19 protein-coding genes and 2 pseudogenes are annotated in these 19,604 nt (G+C 71.1%); 11 read left to right on the forward strand and 10 right to left on the reverse strand.

Going from position 1 to position 19,604, the window contains the following annotated elements; genetic code table 11:
- Window positions 1–20 precede the first annotated feature (20 nt).
- Window positions 21–3,341, forward strand: a complete 3,321-nt coding sequence (locus tag QOM21_RS13775) for a tetratricopeptide repeat protein (RefSeq protein WP_407550189.1) — start codon at window positions 21–23, stop codon at window positions 3,339–3,341.
- A 72-nt stretch (window positions 3,342–3,413) separates the two neighbouring features.
- On the opposite strand, the gene QOM21_RS13780 is transcribed toward QOM21_RS13775, so the two are convergent.
- Both QOM21_RS13780 and mca read right to left on the reverse strand, forming a co-directional pair.
- The gene (locus QOM21_RS13780) at window positions 3,414–3,665 is read right to left on the reverse strand and encodes a hypothetical protein (RefSeq protein WP_407550190.1); all 252 of its coding nucleotides are present in this window, start codon (window positions 3,663–3,665) and stop codon (window positions 3,414–3,416) included.
- Window positions 3,666–3,669: 4 nt separating this feature from the next.
- Window positions 3,670–4,542, reverse strand: a complete 873-nt coding sequence (gene mca / locus QOM21_RS13785; protein ID WP_407550191.1) for a mycothiol conjugate amidase Mca — start codon at window positions 4,540–4,542, stop codon at window positions 3,670–3,672.
- 131 nt (window positions 4,543–4,673) lie between these two features.
- Between mca and QOM21_RS13790 the strand changes: the two genes are divergently transcribed.
- Together QOM21_RS13790 and greA are read left to right on the forward strand one after the other, a co-directional pair.
- Entirely contained in the window at window positions 4,674–5,084 is a 411-nt protein-coding gene (locus tag QOM21_RS13790) for a DUF4307 domain-containing protein (protein WP_407550192.1), read from the forward strand.
- 339 nt (window positions 5,085–5,423) lie between these two features.
- Window positions 5,424–5,921, forward strand: coding sequence for a transcription elongation factor GreA (greA, locus tag QOM21_RS13795; protein ID WP_407550193.1), 498 nt, complete (start codon window positions 5,424–5,426; stop codon window positions 5,919–5,921).
- Between the two features lie 87 nt (window positions 5,922–6,008).
- Here greA and QOM21_RS13800 read toward each other — a convergent pair whose 3' ends face one another.
- From QOM21_RS13800 to ilvA, 3 genes are all read right to left on the reverse strand, one after another.
- Window positions 6,009–6,869, reverse strand: a complete 861-nt coding sequence (locus QOM21_RS13800; RefSeq protein ID WP_407555664.1) for an ABC transporter permease — start codon at window positions 6,867–6,869, stop codon at window positions 6,009–6,011.
- Window positions 6,870–6,874: 5 nt separating this feature from the next.
- Entirely contained in the window at window positions 6,875–8,002 is a 1,128-nt protein-coding gene (locus QOM21_RS13805) for an ATP-binding cassette domain-containing protein (protein WP_407550194.1), read from the reverse strand.
- A 407-nt stretch (window positions 8,003–8,409) separates the two neighbouring features.
- Window positions 8,410–9,633, reverse strand: a complete 1,224-nt coding sequence (gene ilvA, locus QOM21_RS13810; protein WP_407555665.1) for a threonine ammonia-lyase — start codon at window positions 9,631–9,633, stop codon at window positions 8,410–8,412.
- 386 nt (window positions 9,634–10,019) lie between these two features.
- Here ilvA and QOM21_RS13815 point away from each other — a divergent pair, with 386 nt between their 5' ends.
- The 3 genes from QOM21_RS13815 to QOM21_RS13825 all read left to right on the forward strand — a co-directional run bounded on the left by QOM21_RS13815 (window position 10,020) and on the right by QOM21_RS13825 (window position 11,408).
- On the forward strand, window positions 10,020–10,520 hold the full coding sequence (locus tag QOM21_RS13815; RefSeq protein ID WP_407550195.1) for a MarR family winged helix-turn-helix transcriptional regulator: 501 nt from the start codon (window positions 10,020–10,022) through the stop codon (window positions 10,518–10,520).
- Between the two features lie 112 nt (window positions 10,521–10,632).
- Window positions 10,633–11,163, forward strand: a complete 531-nt coding sequence (locus QOM21_RS13820; RefSeq protein WP_407550196.1) for a sigma factor-like helix-turn-helix DNA-binding protein — start codon at window positions 10,633–10,635, stop codon at window positions 11,161–11,163.
- Window positions 11,160–11,408, forward strand: coding sequence for a hypothetical protein (locus QOM21_RS13825; RefSeq protein WP_407550197.1), 249 nt, complete (start codon window positions 11,160–11,162; stop codon window positions 11,406–11,408). The genes QOM21_RS13820 and QOM21_RS13825 overlap by 4 nt, the downstream gene beginning before the upstream one ends.
- Before the next feature lie 122 nt (window positions 11,409–11,530).
- Here QOM21_RS13825 and QOM21_RS13830 read toward each other — a convergent pair whose 3' ends face one another.
- Entirely contained in the window at window positions 11,531–12,691 is a 1,161-nt protein-coding gene (locus tag QOM21_RS13830; protein WP_407550198.1) for a cystathionine gamma-synthase, read from the reverse strand.
- Between the two features lie 182 nt (window positions 12,692–12,873).
- On the opposite strand from QOM21_RS13830, the gene QOM21_RS13835 reads away from it, so the two are divergent.
- The 3 genes from QOM21_RS13835 to QOM21_RS13845 all read left to right on the forward strand — a co-directional run bounded on the left by QOM21_RS13835 (window position 12,874) and on the right by QOM21_RS13845 (window position 15,122).
- Window positions 12,874–14,031, forward strand: coding sequence for a hypothetical protein (locus QOM21_RS13835; RefSeq protein ID WP_407550199.1), 1,158 nt, complete (start codon window positions 12,874–12,876; stop codon window positions 14,029–14,031).
- 94 nt (window positions 14,032–14,125) lie between these two features.
- Window positions 14,126–14,791, forward strand: coding sequence for a peptide-methionine (S)-S-oxide reductase MsrA (gene msrA / locus QOM21_RS13840; RefSeq protein ID WP_407550200.1), 666 nt, complete (start codon window positions 14,126–14,128; stop codon window positions 14,789–14,791).
- Window positions 14,784–15,122, forward strand: coding sequence for a hypothetical protein (locus tag QOM21_RS13845; protein ID WP_407550201.1), 339 nt, complete (start codon window positions 14,784–14,786; stop codon window positions 15,120–15,122). The genes msrA and QOM21_RS13845 overlap by 8 nt, the downstream gene beginning before the upstream one ends.
- Before the next feature lie 138 nt (window positions 15,123–15,260).
- On the opposite strand, the pseudogene QOM21_RS13850 reads toward QOM21_RS13845, so the two are convergent.
- The 3 genes and pseudogenes from QOM21_RS13850 to QOM21_RS13860 all read right to left on the reverse strand — a co-directional run bounded on the left by QOM21_RS13850 (window position 15,261) and on the right by QOM21_RS13860 (window position 16,994).
- Window positions 15,261–15,730, reverse strand: a pseudogene (locus QOM21_RS13850) (NUDIX domain-containing protein).
- A 6-nt stretch (window positions 15,731–15,736) separates the two neighbouring features.
- Window positions 15,737–16,027 (reverse strand): annotated as a pseudogene (locus tag QOM21_RS13855) (XRE family transcriptional regulator); the annotation flags it as partial.
- A 4-nt stretch (window positions 16,028–16,031) separates the two neighbouring features.
- On the reverse strand, window positions 16,032–16,994 hold the full coding sequence (locus QOM21_RS13860) for a hypothetical protein (RefSeq protein WP_407550202.1): 963 nt from the start codon (window positions 16,992–16,994) through the stop codon (window positions 16,032–16,034).
- 210 nt (window positions 16,995–17,204) lie between these two features.
- On the opposite strand from QOM21_RS13860, the gene QOM21_RS13865 reads away from it, so the two are divergent.
- Complete coding sequence (locus tag QOM21_RS13865) at window positions 17,205–17,891, forward strand: hypothetical protein (protein WP_407550203.1); 687 nt, start codon at window positions 17,205–17,207, stop codon at window positions 17,889–17,891.
- Between the two features lie 3 nt (window positions 17,892–17,894).
- On the forward strand, window positions 17,895–18,269 hold the full coding sequence (locus QOM21_RS13870; protein WP_407550204.1) for a hypothetical protein: 375 nt from the start codon (window positions 17,895–17,897) through the stop codon (window positions 18,267–18,269).
- 63 nt (window positions 18,270–18,332) lie between these two features.
- Here the strand turns inward: QOM21_RS13870 and QOM21_RS13875 are convergent, their stop codons facing one another.
- A complete protein-coding gene (locus QOM21_RS13875; protein ID WP_407555666.1) occupies window positions 18,333–19,538 on the reverse strand; it encodes a DUF2786 domain-containing protein in 1,206 nt (401 codons plus the stop codon).
- Window positions 19,539–19,604: the final 66 nt, after the last annotated feature.

Consider the following 19,604-nt stretch of genomic DNA (forward strand, 5'->3'; position numbering starts at 1 on the left):
ACTGCTGGAGGGGGACACACATGCCGGGCTCACTGGCTGTGCTGCGTGAGGGCCACCGGGCCGAAGCGGACGGGCTGTTGGCGCGGGCCGTCGAGGAAGAGGTGCGGCGCTCGGGCGGCCGGCTCGACGGCGGCACGCTGCTCGGCAGAGCGCGGGCGGCACTGGAGGATCTGGCCGGCGCCGCGTCCGAGGAGTACGCCGAGTACGTCCGGGCGCTGGACGAGACCGCGGCAGGCCACCGGCCGCTGAGCGAGCGGCTGTCGCGCAAGGAGCTGGCCACCCCTGCGGTGGCGACGGCCGTCGCGGCGCTGGCCGCCTTCGGCACGGACCTGGCCTACGGCACGGGCGGCGGCGCCGCACTGGGCGCGGGATCCGCCGTGGTGGTGGCGGGTGCCGCCGCCACGGTCGTGAAGCTGACGGCAGGACACTGGCCGGCCGCCCATCGGCAGGCGGGCATGCGGGGGCAGCCCGGCGGCCTGGAGCAGCTGCGGCTCCAGTGGCTGACGGCCTTCGAGGTGCGTGGCATCCGGCCGTTCCTTGACCAGCAGCGGATGCTGGCGGCGGCGGCCCGTGGCGGCGCCTCGGCGTCCGCCGGGGGCCCTCCCGCCGGGAAGAATGCGAGCGCGTGGGGATCGGTCGCCGCGAACGCCGGCCGGGTGGTGCCGCAGCTGCGCGGGACGGACCGCAGCGCGGCCGCCCGCCAGCGGTCCGTACTGGAGCAGTCCTTCTCCCAACTGCCGCGCGCGGATGCCCCGTTCGCGGGCCGGCGGGCGCAGCTGACGCAGATCGCCCAGTGGGTGCACGCCGCCCGCGCGAGCACCGAGACCCGGCCGACGGTGGTGGTGCTGCACGGCGAGCCGGGCTCGGGACGTACGGCGCTGGCCGTGCGGGCGGCCCACCAGCTGCGGGATCAGTTCCGCGGGGCGTGCGTGGTGGATCTGCGCGGCGAGACGCCCGGCGAGGTGCCGCTGCCGACGCGGGACGCGCTGCTGCACCTGCTCAACCGGCTGGGCGCACCGCGCGAGCAGCTGCTCTTCCGCGAACGCCCCTCCCAGGAACAGCACGTCAAGCGGCTGACCGACCTCTATCACCAGCATCTGACCGGCCTCCCGGTGACGGTGCTGCTGGACGACGCCTCGGATCCGGAGCAGGTACGGACGCTGGTACCGGACCACTCCGACAGCCTGGTGCTCGTCACCTCCCGGACGCCGCTGGAGCTGCCGGAGGACCTCCAGGCTTGGGTGCATCATCTGCCGGTGGGCCCGCTCGACGCGGCGGGCACCGAAGAGCTGCTGCGGGCCGCCACTCCGCCCGACGAGGCGGCGGGCGAGGCCGGCCCCTACGACTCCCGGGCGATCGACGAGATCTCCGAGCTGTGTGCGGGCCTGCCGCTGGCCCTGCGGGTGGCGGGCTCCTCGCTGGGCTCGCGCACCCCTGCCTCACTGGCAGCGGACCTGGCGGCCCGCGGGCCGGTGGCACCGGTCGAACGGGCCCTGGGCCTTCGCTACGCCGACCAGTCGGAGGCTGCCCGGCGGCTGCTGCGACGGCTGGCCCTGGTGGGGCACGCCTCGCTGGGCGCGGCAGCCGCGGCGGCGCTGCTGGGCGTCGAGGTCCCCGAGGCGGAGCGTCATCTGTCCACCCTCGCGAAGGCCGGCCTGGTCGAGCATGTGCGCGGCGAGCGCTACCGGCTGCACGCGCTGGTCCACCGCTTCGCGCACGCCCGACTGGTGGACGAGGAGGAGCCGGGTGAGCGCGGCGCGGCCCAGGAGCGGCTGATCCGGGGCTACGCGGAGCTGGCCGACTCGGTGATCCGCCTCGTCGACGGCCGTACGTCCACGCGCGCCGACCGCTTCGGTTCGCACGGCTTCACCTCCCTGGACGCCGCCCTGCAGTGGCTGGACGACGAGTCCAGCTTCATCACCGCCGCGCTGCGGCACGCCGACCAGGACGTCGACCAGGCGGCGGTCTCGCATCTGCTCGGCGCCCTGGCCGACTACTGCCTGCTGCGCGGGGATCTCTACCGCCTGGGCGAGCTGAGCGAGCTGACCCGGGCCGTCGGCCAGGGGCTGCTGGTCCGCTCGGTGCAGTGGCGTACGGGCGTGGCGGCCCGGCAGTTGGGCGAGCTGGACACGGCTCGGACGACGCTGTCGTCGGTGGTGGACCTGTATTTCGAGGCGCAGCATCCGGCGGGCGCCGCCCGCGCGCTGCGCGACCTGGGGATCACCCTCCAGCAGCAGGGAAACCTGACCGACGCCGCGGCAAAGCTGCGGGAGGCGCTGGGCATGCAGTCCGGCACCGACATGCACGGAGACCGGGCCTGGACGCTGCACGCGCTCGCCGCGGTCGAGCGGGACCGGGCGCGGATCGCCGAGGCTCTGGAGCTGCTGCGCGAGGCCCTGGCGCTGCACGAGGAGAGCGAGAGCGTGCACGGCCAGGCGTGGGCCCATTTCCAGCTCGGCCAGGTGTATCTGCGGATGGGCGATGTGCCTCGGGCGGACGCCGCGTTGCACTCCGCGATGGAGCTGTACGGCCGCACCCACGACGAGCGCGGCGCGGCCTGGGCGATGACGCAGCTGGCGCGCGGCCGGCTGGTGGACGGCGATCCGGGGCCGGCCGTCGATCAGCTCCGCCAAGCGCTGCCCCTGCACCACCAGCACGAGGACGCCCGGGGCGAGGCCTGGACGATGTACTACCTCGGCCAGGCCCTGGAGGAGCGCGGCGAGCACGACGCCGCGCTGCGCCAGCTGGAGCGCTCGCGCACGATGTTCAGCCGGATGCAGGACGGCTATGGCCTGGCCTGTGCACGGCACCATTCGGGGCGGGTGACCCGCGATCTGCGGGCGGCGCAGACCGGCTCGCTGCGCAACAGCGGCTTCGCCCGTCAGTTGCTGCAGGACGCCCGCAAGGACTTCCAGCGGATCGGGGTGCCGCACGGCGAGGCATGGTCCTGCCTGGAACTGGTGATCATCGACGCGGGCAACGGCCGCACGGCCCAGGCACTGGAGCTGGCCGACGAGGCGGCGCAGATATTCGCCGGCTACGGCGACCGGCGCGGTGAGGACTGGGCGCGCTTCCTGCGCTGCACGCTGCTGCCGTTCGCCTCACCGGGCGGTTCCGTGGTGGGCACGGCCGTCGCACAGGAAGAGCTGGCACAGCTGGTGCGGGAGGGGCATCCCGCTCGGGATTCCAAGCTGGAGGACTGCGCGGAGACCTTCACGCTGCTGCTGGAACGCGGCGTGGAGCCGGAAACGGGGTGGCAGGCATGGCAGCTCGGCATGGTGCCCAACCGCCACGCGCGAGAGGTCATGGGGGTGCCCGTCACGCAGACCCCCGCCGAGTGACGTCCCCGGCCAAGGGTGCTCCGGCGCTCCGCCCGGCTCGCTGACCGCGCGGTCAGCGAGCCGCCGGAGGCGTCAGCCGGCCTTCGGCTTCGGGGCCGCCGGGGCGGCGGAGGCGGTCGTGGCCGTCTCCCCCTCCTCGGGCTGCTCCTCGAAGTCCACCTTCTTCATCTGCTTGTTCATGGACTTCATCAGCAGCCAAACGGCACCGCCGATGATCGCGAAGACGATGAAGCCGAGGACGCCGGGGGTCACCTTGTTCTTGTCGAAGCTGTCGGCAAGGGTGACGAAGTGCGTCATGGCGAGGGTGCTTGTCGCGCTCATCATGGGCTCAATTGTTGCGGATGCCCGCGAAGAGGTCGTCCTCGGGGAGGGAAGTGTCCACGAGCGACTTCGCCAGCTCGTACTCCTCGGTCGGCCAGACCTCGCGCTGGATGTCCATCGGTACCCGGAACCAGCCGCCGTCGGGGTCGATCTGGGTGGCGTGCGCGATCAGCGCCTTGTCGCGGATCTCGAAGTAGTCCGCGCAGGGCACGTACGTCGTCAGCGTGCGCTCGCGCTGCTCGAACTGCTTCCAGCGCTCCAGCCACTCGCCGTAGGGCGACTCCATGCCCCGCTCCAGCAGCGCCTCGTGCAGCGCGACGGTGCGCGGCCGGTTGAAGCCCTGGTTGTAGTAGAGCTTCTGGGGCTGCCAGGGCTCGCCGGCCTGCGGGTACTTCTCCGGGTCGCCGGCCGCCTCGAAGGCCACCATCGTGATCTTGTGGGTCATGATGTGATCCGGGTGCGGGTAGCCGCCGTTCTCGTCGTAGGTCGTCATGACCTGCGGCTTGAACTCCCGGATCAGCTTCACCAGCGGCTCGGCCGCGGCCTCGACGTCCTGCAGCGCGAAGCAGCCCTCGGGCAGCGGCGGCAGCGGGTCGCCCTCGGGCAGGCCCGAGTCGACGAAGCCCAGCCACTCCTGCTTGACGCCCAGGATCTCCCGGGCCTCGTCCATCTCCTTCTTCCGTACCTCGTGGATGTTCTCCTCGATGTACGGGTCGCCCTGGAGTTTGGGGTTGAGGATGGAACCTCGCTCACCGCCTGTGCAGGTGGCGACCAGCACGTCCACCCCCTCGGACACGTACTTGGCCATGGTCGCCGCACCCTTGCTCGACTCGTCGTCGGGGTGGGCGTGGACGGCCATCAATCGCAGCTGCTCAGTCAAGACTCGATCCTCAGTGAAAGGCCGGAGAAGGTGCCTCCTATAGTGACCGAAGCGAGGGGGCACTGTATTCCCTGGGCAGGGGACCTCCGGGGTTCCGACCGCCCCGGGCCCCCGTACCAGGAGGAAAGATCATGACGGCGGCGCGCGAAAAGCTCCCGGACGGACGCTACGGCCGCTCCGCGGACGCCCGCGCGGATCGCAAGCTCAAGATCATCGGAGCGGTGCTCGGCGTCGCGCTGCTCGGGGTGCTCGGCTGGATCGGCGCCTCGTACATCGCCGGCCAGGACCTCAGCGCGCGGGTGATCGGCTGGGACGCGGTGTCGGACCACGCCATCAAGGTGCACCTGGAAGTGATCAAGGGCGAGGGCGACACGGGCGTGTGCACGCTCCGCTCGCAGGCCGAGGACGGCTCCGAGGTGGCCCGCAAGGACGTCACCATCGACCAGCGCACCCAGCAGGTCGACCAGGAGATCACGCTGCGCACGACGAAGCGTGCGACGAACGCGGTGCTCGTCGGCTGTACGGCGTCCGGCAGCGGCTGACCGGCCCCGGGGCCGCGGCAGGCCCCGGACCGACCCAGGTGCCCCCGGGACAGGCCCCGGACCGCGCCCCGTATCCGGCTCCCGTGGAGGGCGCAGACCTCCGTCACGCCGCCCGCGGGCCCCCGCCCCGTGCGTCCGGCATGCCCGACGCACGGGGCCGGGCGAGGCGGCTTCCGACCGCCTCTGATCAGCGAAGACGCGTTCCTGTGCGTTCCCTGTAAATTTCCTCTTCCCCGTTTTGTGCCGGAATTGTTAGGCTCGTGGTTTCGCCCACCCGTGAAGGCGCAAGTCTTCCTGGTAGGGCGTTTGATTTATCCCCAGTACCGACGAGGAGCACCTGTGACCCAGACCAGCGAGAACGTCACCTGGCTGACCCAGGAGGCGTATGACCAGCTCAAGGCCGAGCTGGAGCACCTGTCTGGTCCCGCACGCGCCGAGATCACCGAAAAGATCGCGGCGGCCCGCGAGGAAGGTGACCTGAAGGAGAACGCCGGGTACCACGCGGCCAAGGAGGAGCAGGGCAAGCAGGAGCTTCGGGTTCGCCAGCTCACGCAGCTGCTGCAGACCGCGAAGGTCGGCGAGGCTCCTGCCGCCAGCGGCGTCGTGGCCCCCGGTGCGGTTGTCACCATCGCGTTCGACGGAGACCCGGACGACACCCTTACCTTCCTGCTGGCCTCGCGGGAGTATGCGAGCTCGGACATCGAGACCTACTCCCCGCAGTCGCCGCTGGGCGAGGGCGTGAACGGCAAGAAGGTCGGCGCCAACGCGGAGTACGAGCTCCCGAACGGCAAGAAGGCCGCCGTGAAGATCCTCGACGCCAAGCCGTACACGGGCTGAGCCCCGGCGTCCCACGGACGAAGCGGCGGCCCGGAGCCCGAGAGGCTCCGGGCCGCCGCTTCGCTGCGTCCGGTGCGGCTTCGGGCGTCAGGCCGTCGCCGACCGGTACTTGCGCACCGCCAGTGTCCGGAAGACCACGATGATCACGATGGACCAGATCACCGAGGCGATGATCGGGTGGTCCATCGGCCAGGCACCGGTCACCGACTTCGGCACCCCCGCGATGGTGTTGCCGAACAGCTCACGGGCCGCGGCCACGGTCGCGCTGAACGGGTTCCACTCCGCGACGTGCTGGAGGAACGTCGGCATGCCGTTGACCGGAACGAACGCGTTGGAGATGAAGGTCAGCGGGAACAGCCAGATCAGCCCGCCGGACGTGGCCGCCTCGGGCGTCCGCACCGTGAGGCCGATCAGCGCGCCGATCCAGGAGAAGGCGTAGCCGAGCAGGAGCAGCAGCGCGAAGCCCGCCAGCACCTCCGCCATGTTCTCGTGGGTGCGCCAGCCGATGAGCAGCGCCACGGCGGCCAGGACCACCAGCGTCAGCGCGGTCTGCACGAGGTCGGCGAGGGTACGGCCGGTGAGCACCGCGCCGCGGGACATCGGCAGCGACCGGAACCGGTCGATCAGGCCCTTGTGCATGTCGTCGGCGATCCCCGCGCCGGCGCCCGCGGTGGCGAAGGTGACGGTCTGCGCGAAGATGCCGGCCATCAGGAACTCGCGGTACGCCTGGGCGTCGCCCACCGGGGCGCCTGGGATGTTGATGGAGCCGCCGAAGACGTACGTGAACAGCACCACGAACATGATCGGCTGGATCAGCCCGAAGATCACCACTTCGGGGATGCGCACCATCCGGATCAGATTCCGCTTGGCGACCACCAGCGAGTCGCGTACGGAGCGGCCGATGCTGCCGCGTGGCTGCGGCGCCCGGAGGGAGCCGGCTTCGGACACCGTCGTCACTTCGCGTCCTCCTTGGTTGCCGGCCCGCTCGCCGCGGCCGGGTCGGCCGGGTCGGCCGCCTCGGCGCCCTTCTTGCCCTTGCGCTTCCGGCCCTCGGCGCTCGCGCCGCTCCGGCCGTCCGCACCAACGGTGTCGGCAGCGCCCGCCGCGCCGCTCCCGCCGGCCGCGCCGTTGTCCTCCACGATCTCGGCCGCGTGCCCGGTGAGCGAGATGAACACGTCGTCGAGGGTCGGGCGGCGCAGCCCGATGTCGTCGATCTCCACACCCCGGGTGTCCAGTTCGCGGATGACCTCGGCGAGCAGCTTGGCGCCACCGGTCACCGGGACGGTCAGCTTGCGGGTGTGCGGCTCGACCGCGGTCTCCCCCTTGCCGAAGCCGCGCAGGACCTCGTCGGCGATGGCGAGGTGTTCCGGCGCGTGCACCACGACCTCGACGCGTTCGCCGCCGGTGCGCGCCTTGAGCTGGTCGGACGTGCCCCGGGCGATGACCTTGCCGTGGTCGACGACGCAGATGTCGTGCGCGAGGCGGTCGGCCTCCTCCAGGTACTGCGTGGTGAGCAGCAGGGTCGTGCCGCCGGCGACGAGTTCCTGGATGACGTCCCACAACTGCTGGCGGTTGCGCGGGTCCAGGCCGGTGGTCGGCTCGTCCATGAACATCACGGGCGGGCTGACGACCAGCGCGGCGGCGAGGTCGAGGCGGCGGCGCATACCGCCGGAGTAGGTCTTGGCGGTGCGCTCCGCGGCGTCGGCGAGGTGGAAGCGCTCCAGCAGTTCGCCGGCCCGCCGCTTCGCGTCGCGGGCACTCATCTGGTAAAGCTGACCGACCATCATCAGGTTCTCGCGGCCGGTCAAGTATTCGTCCACGGCGGCGAATTGACCGGAGAGTCCGATGGAGCGGCGCACCCGGTCGGGGTGCGCGAGGACGTCGATCCCCGCGACCTGGGCCGTGCCGCGGTCGGGCTTGAGCAGGGTCGTCAGCACGCGTACGGCAGTGGTCTTGCCGGCACCGTTGGGGCCGAGCATTCCGAGGACGGTTCCTTCGGGAACGTCGAGATCGACGCCGTCCAGTGCCCTGACTTCGCCGAAGGTCTTCACCAGACCCTCGGCATAAATGGCACCTGGCATGTGGGTACTCCCATGGCTTGGGTCAGTTCCAGGTCGAATATTACGTTTGGCAACCAAAGACCGCCTTGCGGTATTTGTCCACCCCAGGCCGCCATGTCGCACCGGTGACCCGGAAGCGCGATGGTAGTGCAACGCGATACATCGCGAGTAGTGGTTTTTCGCGATACACGTGCCAAGGATTCACCGGGCGGCGGGGCGGCCCGGCGCCCGTGCGCCCCCGGATGCCGACGAACACCCGGTCCGAGCTGCGACAGCGCACGCGAAAGGCGCCGCGGAGCTCCCGCGGCGCCTCGACCTCACCCTCCCTCTCACACCGCCACCGGCCGCGTACGCGCGCGTCAGCACGTACGTACGACACATACGTACGACGGCACCTGCGCACGCCCCACCCGGGACGCACGGGCACCTCACCCGGTGACGAAGTACCCCGCCTCCAGCAGCGCCGTACTCACTTCGCGGCAGTGGTCCGGCCCCTTCGTCTCCAGGTGCAACTCGACTTCCACCTCGGTCAGGCCGAGCCGCGGATCGGTCCGCACATGGCCCACATCGAGCACATTGGCGTCGACGACCGACAGCACGCCCAGCAGCGTCGCCAGCGCCCCCGGCCGGTCGGTCAGCCGCAGCCGCAGCGACAGGTAGCGGCCGGCAGCCGCCATGCCGTGCCGCAGGATGCGCTGCATCAGCAGCGGATCGACATTGCCCCCGGACAGCACCGCGACCACCGGCCCCTCGAAGGACCCCGGGTCGGAGAGCAGCGCCGCCACCGAACTCGCCCCGGCCGGCTCCACCACCAGCTTCGCCCGCTCCAGGCAGAGCAGCAACGCGCTGGAGAGCTCGTCCTCGGAGACCGTACGGACCTCGTCCACCAGCTCGTCGACGAGCCCGAACGGCACATCGCCGGGCCGCCCGACCTTGATGCCGTCCGCCATCGTCGACAGCCCCTCGACCGCCACCGGGTGCCCGGCCGCGAGCGACGGCGGATAGCAGGCCGCCCCCGCCGCCTGCACCCCGACGACCTTCACATCGGGCCGCAGGGCCTTGACCGCCACCGCGACACCGGCGGCCAGCCCGCCACCGCCGACGCCCACGACGATGGTGCGCACCTCCGGGCACTGTTCGAGGATCTCCAGGCCGACGGTGCCCTGGCCCGCGATGATGTCGCGGTGGTCGAAGGGATGGATGAAGACCGCGCCGGTCTCCCGCGCGTACTCCTGGGCGGCCGCCAGCGTCTCGTCCACCACCTGGCCCTGCAGCCGCACCTCGGCGCCGTACTCACGCGTCGCGGCGACCTTCGGCAGCGGGGCACCGACCGGCATGAAGACGGTCGAGCGCACGCCGAGCAGGGACGCGGCGAGCGCCACCCCCTGCGCGTGGTTGCCCGCGCTCGCCGCGACGACGCCGGCCGCCCGCTCCTGCGTGGAGAGCCCCGCGATCCGTACGTAGGCGCCGCGGATCTTGAAGGAGCCGGTGCGCTGGAGGTTCTCGCACTTGAGGTGGACAGGCGCGCCGACCAGCCCGGACAGATACCGGCTGCCTTCCATGGCGGTGGCCCGGGAGACGCCGGAGAGCATCTTGTGCGCCTCGCGGACATCCTCGACCGTGATCGCGGCAGCCGCCCCGCCCGCCGTCATCCCACCGGCGGTCGGCTCCTCGGCCGGTGCGGCGTCGGCGGGTCGCGGGGAGTCGGAGGGCTCGTGCGGTGTGCGCGGCGTGTGATCGGCCATGCCGTCAGTCTCGCAGTTCGCCCCGATCTCGGCCTTTCCGACCGGATGGCGGACCCCTCGGCGGGATTCCGGGGCCAAACCCCCTCGGACCTGCGGCGGAGCAGGGAGCGGAGCAAGAGCAGGAAGGGGCCGGGCCGGTGGAACGGACGGTTCCGCCATCCCGGGCGAATACGGTGGCGGTCTCGGGCGCCTCACGGTGCGTTATCGGATTCGACAGCGTCGGCACGGTCCGCGCCGGGTCCGCGTACTCTGTCCTCCAATCCGTACGCATCCCATGAAGCGAGCTCCCGGCCATGCCCACCTCTTCGGACATGACGACCCACACCGACCCCGCTCTTCTCGACGCGCTGCAGCATCAAGTCGCCGTCTTCGCCCGCCGCGCAGAACAGAGCCGGCTCGGCGGCGTCGGCCAGGCGCGCAATTCCATGGACCGCGCCGCCTACCTGCTGCTCAACCGCCTGGACCAGGAAGGCCCGATGGGCGTCAAGGCCCTGGCCGCCGGCATGGGTATCGACTCCTCGACGGTCACCCGTCAGGTCGCCCCGCTGGTCGACTCCGGGCTGGTCAGCCGCGCCACGCACCCCGAGGACGGCCGGGCCGTGGTGCTCCAGCTGTCCGACCGCGGCCGCTCGCGCCTCGAAGAGGTGCGCGCCTCGCGCCGCGCGCTGATGGCGCTGGTGACGGAGGAGTGGAGCGAGGAGGAACGCGACGCGTTCTGCACCCTCCTGACCCGCTTCAACTCCTCCCTCGCCACGATCACCACGTCCCTGACGCCGGCCGGCCCCACCTCCTGACTCCCGCGGAGAGGACACACCTCCCCTCCGCACTTCCTGTCGCGCCTCTTGACCGGGTGGCCGCACTGCCGTGCTATTGAGCCAGGGGCGGTCCGTGAGCCGGGGAGGCGCGGTGCGAGAGCGGCGGTTGGCTCAGGAACGCCGCCGCGCCCGGGAGTTCGAGGCGTTCGTGGCGGGCGCGGCGGGCCGGCTGCTGCACACCGCCACGCTGCTGACCGCGGAGCCGGGCTCCGGTCCTGCACCGGCCGCCGAGGAGTTGCTCGTCCGCGCGCTGTCGCGGACGTACGCCGACTGGGACCAGCTGCGCGGCGCGGACCCGTACGAGCGCGCCCGCCGGGAATTGGCCACCCACTTCGCCCGCACCGCCTGGCGGCACCGCAGACCTCGCGGCGGCCTGCTGGACCGGCTGCCACCGCGGGAGCGACTGGTCCTCGTCCTGCGCCTCTTCGAGAACGTGCCCGAGGAACAGACCGCGGCGCAACTCGGCCTGCCCGCCGAGCGGGTACACACCCTCTGTCTGCACGCCATCGCCGAAATCCGCAGCCGCCACCCAGCTCCGGCGGTCGACACCACCACCGCCGCCGGGTCCGGCGCCCCCTCGGCAGGCGCCTCGACCGGCCCCGCACGATCCACGGCCCCATGAGCCTGCCGGACCGCAAGGAGACCGAGGTACGGCGGATGCTGGCGGGGCCGCATCCGCTCGTCCCGCCCGACCTGGCCGCACGGGCCCTCACCCGCGGCGGCCGGCTGCTGGCGCACCGCAAGCTGCTGCGCTACGCCTGCTTGCTGCTCGGGCTCCTCGCCCTGGCTCTCGTGCTGCTCTGGGCCGTCGACCAGCCGTGGCTACCGCCACCGGCCCGCAGCACGCCGCCTGCGGAGGGATGGTGAACCGGGCCCCGGGGCAGGTGAATCCCGCCCCGGCGCCGAGGGTGCACCGCGGCCGGCCCCTACCCACAAGAGGGTGAAACGAGGCCGGCCGGGGCTCTGGGCACAGCGGACAGCAGGGCGGGTCAGCCCAGCGCCTTCGTGAGGTCGGCCAGCAGGTCCTCCACGGACTCGATGCCCACGGAGAGGCGCACCAGGTCGGCCGGGACCTCCAGCGGGGAACCGGCCGTCGAGGCGTGCGTCATCCGCCCCGGGTGCTCGATGAGCGATTCGACGCCGCCCAGCGACTCACCGAGGGTGAACAGCTGCGCCCGGTTGCAGACCTCCACGGCCGCCTGCTCGCCGCCCTCGACCTGGAACGACACCATGCCGCCGAACGCACGCATCTGCTTGGCGGCGATCTCGTGCCCCGGGTGCTCGGTGAGTCCGGGGTAGTAGACGCGGGTCACCTTGGAGTGCGAGGTCAGCAGCTCGGCGACGCGGGCGGCGTTGGCGCTGTGCCGGTCCATACGGACGGCCAGCGTCTTGAGGCCGCGCGAGACCAGCCAGGAGTCGAACGGCCCGGCGATCGCGCCCATCGCGTTCTGGTGGTAGGCGAGTTCGTCACCGAGGGTGTCGTCGTTGACGACCAGGGCACCGCCGACCACGTCGGAGTGGCCGCCCATGTACTTGGTCGTGGAGTAGACCACCACGTCCGCGCCGAGGGCCAGCGGCTGCTGGAGGTAGGGGCTCGCGAAGGTGTTGTCGACGACGAGGCGCGCGCCGGCGTCCCGGGCCACGGCGGCCAGCGCGGTGATGTCGCTGATGCCGAGCAGCGGGTTGCTGGGCGTCTCCACCCAGATCGCCTTCGTCCGGGGCCGGAGCGCCGCGCGGACGGCCGCCGGGTCGGAGGTGTCGGCCACCGACCACTCCACGCCCCAGCGCTCGACGACCTTCGCGAACAGACGGAACGTTCCGCCGTAGGCGTCATTGGGGATGACGACATGGTCACCCGGGGTCAGCAGGGTCCGCAGCAAGCAGTCCTCGGCGGCGAGGCCGGAGGCGAAGGCGAGACCGCGCCGACCGCCGTCCAGGGCGGCGAGGTTCTCCTCCAGAGCGGTACGGGTGGGATTGGCGCTGCGGCTGTACTCGTAACCGCCGCGCAGCCCGCCGACACCGTCCTGCTTGTAAGTAGAGACCTGGTAGATGGGCGGCACCACCGCGCCGGTGGCCTTGTCGGGCTCCTGGCCGGCGTGGATGGCGAGCGTTTCGAAGTGTTGGTGGCGCTGGTCGCGCTGATTGCTCATGCCTGCCGAGGGTAGTCGGCCGCACAGCCGAACTTTCCGGAACTTTCTGGTTCGCTGGATAGTGGATACATACGGGGGAACCGCACACCGGTTCCCGCCACCTCCGACACCGTCACGACCCCCTCCGGCCCCTTCCGGCGCACCACCGACCACCACCGCCCCCTCCGACCGGGACACACCACATGGACGCTCTGCTCGTTCTCTTCGCCGCCCTCGCGATCGGCGGTGTCGTCTTCCTCCCCTGGATGCGACGCCGACGGGCGGTCCAGCACGTCCGGCAGGGCATGGTGGTGGCCTCCGATCCGATGGCGGCCTACGGCTTCGTGCCGCTCGACGAGCTGGACGTACGCCTGCCGGGACCCGACCAGGAGCTCGACGACGCTTTGGCCGAAATGCGCCGTACGCACGACTGGCGCCCCGCGGCCGAGCTGCTGAAGTCCACCGGCGACGACTGGGAACGCCGCTGGCAGCGGGTCCAGACGCTCGCCGGCGCCGCCGCGTTCGAACTCGCCCAGGAGGCGGCGGAACAGCAGGGCGGCCCCGGGGCGACGGCCGCGGGCGGCCGCGTCGGCGGCATCTGGCTGCGCACCTGGCGCTCGGAGGCCCCCAAGGACCCCGGCGGCGCACAGACGCACGCCCAGTTCCTCGTCGTCCAGGCACTGCGCGACCCCGGCTCCCAGGACTTCCGCATGATCCTGGAGGAGGCCCGTACGGTCTGCCGGGAGGCGGCCCTGCTCGCGCCCGGCAGCCCGATCCCGTACATCACGGAGCTGGCCGTCGCCCGGGGCCTGGGCGACCGCCGTGCCGACTACGAAGAGCTGTGGTCCAAGGTCGTCCAGCGGGCGCCGCAGCACATGGGCGCGCACCTCGCCGCCCTCCCCTACTGGTCCGAGAAGTGGCACGGCTCCCGCAAGGAGGCCGACGCGTTCACCGAGCGGGCGGCCGCCGCGGCCCCGGCCGGGAGCCTGCTGCCGGCGCTGCCGCTCTTCGCGGTCTACGACCACCTCCCCGAGGCCAACATGGTCCGCAGCCTCTACCAGAGCGCCGTGGTCGAGCGCGCCGTGGAAGGCGCCCACTTCGCGCTGCGCGAGGCCCCCGCCGACCACCCGATGACGCCGCACGTGCGCCACCTGCTCGTCTGGTTCCTGGTCCGCGCCGAGCGCTACCCCGAGGCCATGGAACAGCTCCGCCTGGTCGACGGCCACGTCGGCGCCGTCCCGTGGTCCTACGGCCGCAGCCCCGCCGCGGAGTACGCCGCCTACCGCGCCCTGGCCATCGCCGGCTGGGAGCAGCTCGGCGGCACCTCCGCGGACTTCCCGCCCCCCGGCCACACCCCCTAGGGCCGGCCGTCGGGCGCAGCGGAATGCCGCACCCGGGCTCCGGCGTTGACCGAATAGCCCGGCTTCCCTCTCGTCCTCCTGGAGCTTGATCCTGATGCTGTTCTCCCGCTTCAAGACCCACCTCCCCACCCCCGAGGAGGCGCTCAAGGGCCGCCCGGAACGGGACTTCACCGTTCCCGACCGGCACACCGTCCTCGGCAACCCGCTGCTCGGCCCGTATCCGGAGGGCCTGGAGATCGCCGACTTCGGCCTGGGCTGCTTCTGGGGCGCGGAGCGGAAGTTCTGGCAGACCGAGGGCGTCTGGACCACCCTCGTCGGCTACCAGGGCGGCCACACCCCGAACCCCTCCTACGAAGAGGTCTGCAGCGGCCACACCGGCCACACCGAGGCCGTCCGCGTCGTATTCGACCCGGCCGTCGTCCCGTACACCGCACTGCTGAAGCTCTTCTGGGAGTCGCACGACCCGACCCAGGGCTTCCGCCAGGGCAACGACGTCGGCACCCAGTACCGCTCGGCGATCTACACCCACTCCCCCGCCCAGCAGCAGGCCGCCGAAGCCTCCCGCGACGCCTACCGCACCGTCCTGCACTCCTCCGGCTACGCCGACATCACCACCGAAATCCTCCCCACCGACCCCCGCCCCTTCTACCCGGCCGAGGGCTACCACCAGCAATACCTCGACAAGAACCCGGCGGGATACTGCGGAATCGGCGGGACGGGAGTGAGCTGCCCGGTGGGGGTGGCGCCGGCCGGTGACTGAACGTGCCACGTCACCCACCGGCCTGCTGCACGCTGCGGCAGTTCGGTGGGTGGACACCAGCGAATACCCCTCGGTTGTCGAGGTCGTCTTCGTCGATGCCGAGGGCGTGCGGCACTCGATCATCGACAAGACTCCTCTGTTCTGGGACGAGGACGAGGAGCCTGAGCCGAACACAGAGCTTCCGATCGCGGTCCGTCTGGATGCGACGCTTGTCGAGTCGGACCTACCTGGCAACCGGGTCCGCGTGGCCGTTGATCACCGATCTGTCAACGACGACGGGCACGCGGAGTTCACGGTCTTCGCCCATCAGGTCACCGCGGACACCTCCTGAGCGGCACCCAGAGGGCGGGCGCATCTGGCCGGGACGGGGGTGCAAGCTAGGTGACCCGTCCGAGACGAACTGGGGAGCGTCTTGCCGGACGGGTCTCACACCGGCTCCGACGGACGACTGACCCCGTTACAGGCCGCGTCATCCCAGGTAAGGGCGATCCCGCCGCTCCAGGAAATGCCGAATACGGAGCTGCTGCGTGTGGTGCATCGGGAGACCGCCGATGTCGTCGGGGTCGACGAAGCGCAGCTCCGTCGACTCATCCGAAATGGCAAGCTGCCCGCCGACGACTCGTGCCGTGAAGCAGACGTTGAACTGCCGCCGTACCTCCCCGTCCGCGTACGCGATCACGTGACGGGGATCGGTGTACGTCCCCACCAGCCCCGTGGTCTCCACATCAAGCCCGGTCTCCTCCTTGACCTCCCGGACCGCGGTACCAGGAAGGGAGCCCGTCATCTCCATGCCGCCGCCGGGCAGGGCCCAGAGGCCGCTGTCCCGGCGCCGCTGGAGCAGGATGCGGCCCTCGCCGTTGGTCACCACAGCTGAAGCGGCCACGACGAGACTGTTGGGCCGGGGGCATCGGGGTCGTCGTAATACTCGGTACGCGACAGGGTTCGCTCCTCGGAAACAGGCTTCGCCGTCGCCCGGACCAGCGTCGACGCGCTGGGCGTAGGTGTCGAAGATTCCACCATCCCCATTGCGGCGAAGGTGCCATACCGGCGCCCCGTAGGCGTTCACGTCTCAGACAGGGGCATTGGCCAGGAGCTGATCGTCCGCCCGATAACGGGAGTTGTACAGCGTGGCTCTTGAGTACGGATCTCGACTCCGGGTACCCCGAGGAGCGGCCGGTAGCGCAGGAGGGCGAGCCGGCAACGCGATTCGATGCCGTGCCCGAACCGTTCCGTCTGCCGATCAGAACTTGGCGAACCGGGAATCAAGGCAGTCCTGGCACATGTCGGCTTCCTCAAACGCGATATGAGCTACCTGTCCGCAGTACTCGCAGAGACCGTCGATCTGGCAGCCGTACTGGAAGCACACCCAGCTCCCCCGATCCGGGGCGGACGCCACCGCGGTTCGGATCGCCGCCCCTCCGCACTCAGCGCAGTCGTAGACCATTTGGGAGTCGCGGCCTTTGGCAACGAGATATGGATCCGTGCCTGTGTACTCCCACGCCGCCTCGCTCGAAGCACCGTAGCTACGACCGCACAGCGCGCACGTGATCGTGTCGCTTCCGTCAACAATTACGGTGAAGCGTGCGCACGAGAGGCACGCGAGAGTGGTCTCCTCCTGATCCTTCAACTGTTCGCGAAGGGGGTCGAGACGCAACGCCACCAGCTCCTTGATCGGGCCCAAGCCCGCGCGCACGCGCTCCATCGACCTGTCGACGTCCAGCCAGTCGGCGCCGTCGTCATTGGGGAGCAGATCAGCCGTGACGAACCGGAGGAGATTGTCCAAGACCGGGATGGCAAGAGCTTCTACGGCCGTGTGGCTCTCGGAAACCCCGAGGTGCTGGAATCGATTGCGCATCTTCGCAAGGGCCCTGTAAATGCGTTTGGGACCGATCTCAGTCTCAGGGGCACACTGCCTTTTGACCCGCTTGACAGCCTCCTCCCAACCGACGCTCGCGAAATCGCCGGCCTGGTGCCTGGCCTCGTCGTAGCCGTCGGGGAATACCCACACCCATTTGTTGCCTTCGAGCGCAAGACGTGCCTTGAGCAGCGTCTCAACGGCCGCCTGAAGGTGCAGGACTCCATACTTGACGTCGCGTGCGGATGGCTCACCCTTCTTTGGCCCAAGAAGTTCCACAGTGCTCTCGAGGTAGTCCAACCCGTTGAGAATCGGCGGGAAGTGGATTCGCTTACTCTCGTTGGTCATCGCTGCTCCTCGACGATCAGGGCGGCCTTCCGGTCCCAGCCTTGCGGCAGCTGATGAACCAGCATGCGTGGCATGAGTGCCAACCTGTAGACATGCGAGAACTGGCCATGGTTGCAAGGCGGTTCGAGCACCCCCCCCGCCTCCGTCGCAGCCTTCGTGGCTTGCTCAAACGGGTAGTTGGGGGTACAGCCGACAGGCCATGCTTGGGGCATGGCGGATCAAGCTGCCCTCTATGGGCTGGTGGGGGCGATCGGTGGGGCGGCTTTGGGGGCGGGGGCCGCAGTGGTCGGGCCGATGTTGCTGCACCGGCAGCAGGCGAGCGAGCGCCGTCGGCAAGAGGCTCGGCTGGAACAGCGGGAACTGGGCCAGGCGCAGCTGGAGTCGGAACGCGAGGAGCGACGCAGCCGTGAGGGGCTGGCCCAGAGGCTGATCAATCTGAGGGCGACCACGAGGAGCTATCAGGAGCTTCTGCAAGAAACGCTTCTCACCTTGCAATCAGGGCGCGAGGTCGACCTCGGAGCATTCGAGGTCGACCTGGCCGCCACGCACTCGGCGCTGAACTCCGCTTTCGACGAGGCCCTCCTGGACGGAATCTGGTTCGCCCACGCGGCGTCCGCCCGTTTCCTCCTGGCCCGGGGCAGCATGCTCGACGCCCTCGGCAGGGGAACGCCGGTGAGCGACAGAGTTGATGTCACCACCCTGGGGCACACCTTGAGTCACGCTGCCTACATCGTGGCGGAGTGCGTCAAGAGCGGTGTCCCGCTCGGCGCGGAGCGGAGCGCCGAAGCAGAGCGGGAACTTGTTCAAGTCGAGGCTGCTCGGGGGGAATTGACCGCATACATCAAGGGGAGGCTCGATGCCCGAAACGTCGAATTCATTGACCGGAACGAGGGGTAGCCGGTGAGGGAGCAGTCTTTGGGGGAAGGCGAGGCGCTCTCCTCGGGGGCGGTGGAGGTTCTCCTGGTTCTTCTGGAGGGGGCTGATCCTGTCCGTGCCGCGTTGCGCGCGCAGATTCCGCACGCGCGGGTCGTCAAGCGCTGCGGGTGTGGCTGTGCCACGGTCGACCTGGCTGTCGATCGGGACGCGGTTGTGGCGGCCCCGCCGCACGAGAGTCCCGTCGTCTCGGGTACCGCCCACACCGTCCCGAACGCGGCCGGTGTCCTGGTCTTCAGCGACGGCGGGTATCTGTCCGGGCTGGAGATCTACTCGGTGGCCGACGAGCCGATCTCCGAGTGGCCGGAGGCGCGGCTGCTCAGCGTCGATGCGAAAGGGTGAAGGGTGAGGCCGGCGGGTCGTTGACGCGGTGAGGGCCGGTCAGGAAGCGCGCCACCCCGTCGCTCAGCCGTTGCCGTCGTTCAGGCGGGCGCGGTCCGCGGCTGCTGTGCCCTGGTGCCAGCCGTCCGCGTCGCGTATGCCGCGCAGCCGGACCGGGGCGGTGTCGGGGAAGAGGGCGCCGGTGGTCTCCTCGACGGCCAGTTCGCGGGCGGCGAGGACCGGGAGGAGGTCGGGTGCGCCGACGGCCGATTCGGCGGTGGCGGCTGCCGTGGCCGCGGCGGTGGCCGCCGAGAGGCGCTCGCGGATGCGGTCGGCGTACGCGACGAGGAAGGTCTGACGGAAGTCGCGGGTACGGCGGGAGCGCCCGCGGGCGTGGTGGTCGTCGCCCGCGCGGCTCATCGCGGCGGTGGCCTGGAGCAGCAGCGAGGTGTAGAGCAGTTCCGCCGCCTCCAGGTCGGACGGGAAGCCGACGACAGTGGAGAAGCCGACATCGGCGGCCCAGACGGCCTGGCAGCGGTTGGCGGCGGCGACCGCGTCCAGCAGCAGGGCCTTGGCCTGTTCGTACGGGCCCTCGATGCCGATTCGGACCGCGGAAGGACCTGCGGCCGCGCCCCCGGGGGAGGCCGCGCCGTCGAGGAGGGCCTCGTCGATGCTGTGCCGGGCCATCAGCTCCTGGGCCTTGGCGGAGAGCGCTTCGGCTTCCTCCGCGAAGGTGGTCGCCTCCGCCTTGGCGAGCAGCCCGCGGATCCGTCCGAGGGCACGCGACGCGGCCGCGCCGCCGCCGTCCCTGACCTGCACAGGGGCCGGGGCGGGCAGCGGGGTGATCCGGGGCAGCCTGGCCAGGAGGCGGAGCGCCGCCAGGACGTCGTACGCGGTCTCGAAGCGGGATTTCTTGCGGCGGCGGGCCAATGCATCGAGGTAGTCGCGGTCGGCACCCCACCAGACGTCCGCGCCGAGCCGGTTCAGCTGCTCGCGCCGACGGGCGCCGCGCGGGGGCCCGGCGGGTGCGCGGGCCGCCTCGGCCGCGATGGCGTCCAGGACGAGGGCCACGAGCGTCACGTCGGACGCCTCGCGCCGCACGATGCGCTCCAGGTCGGCGGGCTCCCAGCCGCCCGCCCAGCACTGCGCCACGCCCGCCGCGGCGGCCGACACCACCGCGGTGCTCACCGCCTCCCAGCCGGCCGTGGCCGCGGCCAGCATCGAGGCGCCCGCCTCGATGGCGTCCTCGGCCGGTTCGCCGTCGGGCGCGTAGCGGACACTGCCGAGCACGTCGGCGACCAGTTCCTCGGCCGCCTTCGGCTGCCCGCCCCGGCCCTTCTTCCCGCGCTCCGTCAC

This window comes from Streptomyces sp. Pv4-95, assembly GCF_045782725.1.
Classification (GTDB): Bacteria; Actinomycetota; Actinomycetes; order Streptomycetales; family Streptomycetaceae; genus Streptomyces.